At 60.8% G+C, this 278-nt stretch carries 1 pseudogene; it reads right to left on the reverse strand.

Features of this window, described 5'->3' with window-relative positions:
• A pseudogene (locus QZX79_RS17160) lies at window positions 1–219 on the reverse strand (MFS transporter); the annotation flags it as partial.
• Window positions 220–278: the final 59 nt, after the last annotated feature.

Raw genomic sequence — 278 nt, forward strand, 5'->3', positions numbered from 1 at the left:
CGCGCCAGTGAAAGGTATGAGCGCCATCAGGACGACGAGACCTATGGCATTGGCGGTCAGCGCCGACGTGAGCGAGAGTCCCAGCGTCTCGGAGACGTAGGTGGGCATGTAGGTGAGGAGGATGTAGTAGGAGACGGTCCAGGCTATCGTGAACCCAAAAGCCGTGAAGCTCTCCCCACCATGCGTCGTGAAGGATTCCTTGAGGGGGGCGTCGGCCACCTCCTCTTTTTGCTCTAAGGCGCGGAAGGCTGGCGTGTCCTGCAAGCGAAGCCGCAAGT

The sequence above is a fragment of the uncultured Arthrobacter sp. genome, from assembly GCF_902805515.1.
Classification (GTDB): Bacteria; Actinomycetota; Actinomycetes; order Actinomycetales; family Micrococcaceae; genus Arthrobacter_D.